Annotated in this window: 3 protein-coding genes; 2 read left to right on the top strand and 1 reads right to left on the bottom strand. The window is 75.4% G+C overall.

Features of this window, described 5'->3' with window-relative positions:
- Positions 1-44: 44 nt before the first annotated feature.
- Positions 45-395, bottom strand: coding sequence for a DUF4087 domain-containing protein (locus HW578_RS24980; protein WP_198373405.1), 351 nt, complete (start codon positions 393-395; stop codon positions 45-47).
- 230 nt (positions 396-625) lie between these two features.
- Here HW578_RS24980 and HW578_RS24975 point away from each other — a divergent pair, with 230 nt between their 5' ends.
- The gene (locus tag HW578_RS24975; RefSeq protein ID WP_198373404.1) at positions 626-1,516 is read left to right on the top strand and encodes an alpha/beta fold hydrolase; all 891 of its coding nucleotides are present in this window, start codon (positions 626-628) and stop codon (positions 1,514-1,516) included.
- Positions 1,517-1,518: 2 nt separating this feature from the next.
- Positions 1,519-2,860 (top strand): class I adenylate-forming enzyme family protein (locus HW578_RS24970; RefSeq protein WP_198373403.1); only part of this gene is annotated, 1,342 nt, incomplete at its 3' end.

The following is a 2,860-nucleotide window of genomic DNA, read 5'->3' as shown; positions in this document are numbered from 1 at the left end:
GGCCGCCCCGGCGGTCATGCCGCCCGGCAATGCAGGCGGTGCCGTCACGGCTGCGGCAGCGCGCGGTCGGCCCGGCAACGCGCCAGCGGCAGTTGCTCCGCCGCATGGACGCGCAGCACCTGGCGGCGCGCTTCGGCATTCAGCACGACGCAGGCGCAGCCGTAGCCATAGGCGCCGTTGGTGCGCACCCATTCCCGCCCGGTCATGTCCGGCACGCGGTCCATGCCCGGGGTCTCGCGCCCGCCCTGGCTGGCCAGGATCCAGTCGCCCGCGCGGTCGGTCAGCCAGACATTCCCGGGGGTCGGGTTGTGCAGCCAGCCGCAGCGCCGCTCGGCCGCCTGCAGGGGGGCGACCAGGATCGAAGACAGGCACAGGCTCAGCCAGGCGGTGCGCATCGGACGCTCCGGAAACGGATGCTTGATGTTCGCACGCTTGCGCCGGCGTCGCGACGGGGCGACACATCGCGTGCCATGCCCACGCCTCCGCCAACCCGCAGGGTTCGATCCGCGCCGCGCCGCGCCGCCGCCATGCCGCCCGCCGGTTGCGCCGTGCCGCCGCGCGCTGCCCCTGGCCCTGGCCATTGTTCCGTCCCCGGCCGGTGGGCCGCCTGCGCCGACCGCCTGCCGTGAACGAGGCCGAGGCCATCGCCCGCGCCTTCGCCGCGCCGGGCCGAATCTCCTTGCCCTTCACCGATGCGATCCACGACCCGGACCGTCCGCTCTGGCTGCACGCCTACCGTCCGGCTGCCCATACGCCCGACCGGCCGGTGGTCTTCGTCCTCCATGGCCTGGCCCGCAACGGCGAGGAATACCGCGAGCACTGGATCGACACCGCCGAACGCCACGGCGCGCTGATCCTCGCCCCCGGCTTCCCCGAGGAAACCCATCCCGGCGCGCGCGCCTACAATGATGGCGGGGTGCTGGATGCGGCCGGCGAGATCACGCCCTCGCGCCGCTGGGCCTACCAGGTGCCGGCGCGGATGCTGGCGCTGCTGCAGCGCGCCGGCGTCACCAGGCGCCGCCAGGCCTTCCTCTACGGCCATTCCGCCGGCGCCGAATTCGCCCAGCGCATGGTGCTGCTGACCGACCGCTCGCCCTTCTGCGCCGTGGTGGCGGCCAATGCCGGCTGGTACACCCTGCCCACGCTGCTGCGCCCCTTCCCCGAGGGGCTGGGCGGGCTCGGACTGACGGACGCTGATCTCGAGGCACGGCTTGCCTGGCCGCTGGTGATTCTGGCGGGCGAGGCCGACCTCGACGCGACCGGCCCCTCGGTGCCCTCGCTTCCGGCCGCGCTGGCCCAGGGCCCCAACCGCTTCGCCCGCGCCAGGCACCTGATGGCCTTCGCGCGCGCCGAGGCGGTGCGCCGCGGCACCGCCTGCCACTGGCGGCTCGAGACCGCGCCGGGCATCGCCCATGACGGGCACGCCATGTCGCAGGTCTGCGCCGCGCTGTGGTTCGAGGGGCAGATGCCCGACGCCGCGCGCATGGCCGCCCTGGCAGGCAAGCCGCTGCGCTGAGCATGGAAGCCGAGGCACCCGGGCCGCTGAACCGGGCGATCGGCGCCTGGGCGCGGCGCGACCCGGCGCGCCTCGCCTTCATCGACCACGGGGCGGGCGTGACCTATGCGGCGCTCGACCGCCGCGTCGCGGCGATGGCGGCCTGGCTGGCGCGGCAGGGCGTCGGCCCCGGCGCGATGGTGGCGCTGACCCTGCGCGCGGACATGCCGCATCTGACCGCCGCGCTCGCGCTGCTTCGCCTGGGCTGCGACCAGGTGGCGCTGCCGAGCCACGACCCGCCCGCCCTGCGCGAGGCCATCGCGGCGCGGCTGCGCGCGGCCCTGCTGCTCGGCGACGATGCGGCGGATGCGCTGCCGGGCGTCGCTTTCCTGCGCTTCGACGCCGCCATGCTCGAGTGCGATGCGCCGGCCATGGCGGCGCGCAGCGGGCGGATCATCCTGACCAGTTCCGGCACCACCGGGCGGCCCAAGCTGGTGCCGCTGAGCGAGGCCGACATCGCCGCGCAGATCGCGCGGCGCCAGGGCGAAGGGCGCGTCTACTACCGGTCCATCACGGCCGAGCACAACAATGCGCGGAAATACCACCTTGGCCTGCTCGGCCAGGGTGCGACCACGGTGCTGGCGCATTGCGCCGCGCTGCCCGACCTCGCGGAAGCCTGCGCGCGCTTCGGCATCGATCGCGTGACGCTGCCCCCCGAACGCGCCGCGGCGCTGGCCGATGTTCAGGCGCGGGCCGGGGCGCATCCCTGGCCGGCGGGCACATCCCTTGCGGTGTTCGGCGCCGCGGTGGCGCCGGCGCTGCGCCGGCGGCTGATGGCGGAAGTCACGCGGAACCTGGTCGTGAACTACTCGACCACCGAGATCGGCACCATGACGCTGGCCGGGCCGCGGGACCACGACCGCCACCCCGAGGGCGTGGGCCGGCCGCTCGAGGGTGTCGGGCTGCGCATCGTCGATGAGACCGGGCGTGTGTTGCCGGCGGGCGAGACCGGCCTGGTGCAGGCGCGCGCGCCGGGCATGGCGCGGGGCTACATCGACGACCCCGAGGCGGATGCGCGCGCCTTCCACGGCGGCTGGTTCCAGCCCGGCGACCGCGCCCGCATCGAGCCCGACGGCACGCTGGTCTTCGCCGGGCGCGACGCCGAGATGATGATGCTGGGCACGATCAACATCTTCCCTGCCGAGATCGAGCGCGCGGCGCAGGGCTTCCCCGGCGTGGCGGATTGCGCCGCCTTCGCGCTGCGCTCCGCCGCGCTGGGCGACATCCCGGCGCTGGCGGTGGTCGAGCTGGCGGCCGGCGCGGTGGATGTCGCGGCGCTGGCGGCGGCCTGCCGCGCGCGGCTCG

Origin of the sequence: Roseomonas rosulenta, from assembly GCF_016106005.1 — a bacterium.
Taxonomy (GTDB): Bacteria; Pseudomonadota; Alphaproteobacteria; order Acetobacterales; family Acetobacteraceae; genus Neoroseomonas; species Neoroseomonas rosulenta.
The sequence above is the reverse complement of the archived record's forward strand: the minus strand, read 5'-3'. Positions and strand labels throughout refer to the sequence as shown.